The sequence below is a fragment of the Pseudarthrobacter sp. DSP2-3-2b1 genome (genome assembly GCF_049895945.1).
Classification (GTDB): domain Bacteria; phylum Actinomycetota; class Actinomycetes; order Actinomycetales; family Micrococcaceae; genus Arthrobacter.
Genome location: NZ_JAFCTI010000030.1, coordinates 1 through 654 on the forward strand (window position 1 = coordinate 1; position 654 = coordinate 654).

The 654-nt window shown below is 64.4% G+C and carries 1 protein-coding gene; it reads right to left on the reverse strand.

The genetic code is table 11. The annotated features are described in order from the left end of the window. The coding region (locus tag ACP7AX_RS19175; RefSeq protein ID WP_426228782.1) for a beta-galactosidase at positions 1–654 on the reverse strand (654 nt) is incomplete at both ends.

Genomic DNA, 654 nt, shown 5'->3' on the forward strand with positions numbered 1-654 from the left:
GAACGGGCGCAAGCCGTTTCAGCGCAGACCCCAGCTTCACCACTTCACGCCACACCCGCGTGTCACGGCCGCCGTGGGGGACCATCGCGGAGTGGAACTTTTCAGACCCGGCAAAGCTCTGACGCCACTGGAAGAACATCACAGCGTCCGCGCCGCGTGCCACATGCGAGAGGGAGTTGCGCAGCATCTCACCGGGCATCTTGGGCTGGTTGCGCGGCTGCCAGTTGACGGCCGACGTCGAATGCTCCATCAGGATCCATGGGTCGCCGCCCGCAATTCCGCGGGTGAGGTCCGCGCTGAACGCCAGTTCGATGTGCCGCTCGGGATCGGCGGCCACGAGGTAGTGATCGTTCGCGATGACATCCAGGTCCTTGGCCCACTCGAAGTAGTCCATGGACTTGGTGGCGCTTGAGGCCATCAAGTTGGTGGTGCAGGGAACGGTGGGCGTAACCTCGCGCAGGACGGCCACGAGCGCTTTGTAGTAGTCCATCAGCGCCCACGAGTTGAACCGCTGGAAGTCCAGCTGCTGGCCCGGGTTCAGGGTGGAAGGCGCGACGGCGGGCGGCAGGATTTCGCCAAATGAACCGTAGTTCTGGGACCAGAAAGCGGTGCCCCAGGCCGCGTTGAGTGCCTCGATGCTCCCGTAGCGGCGTT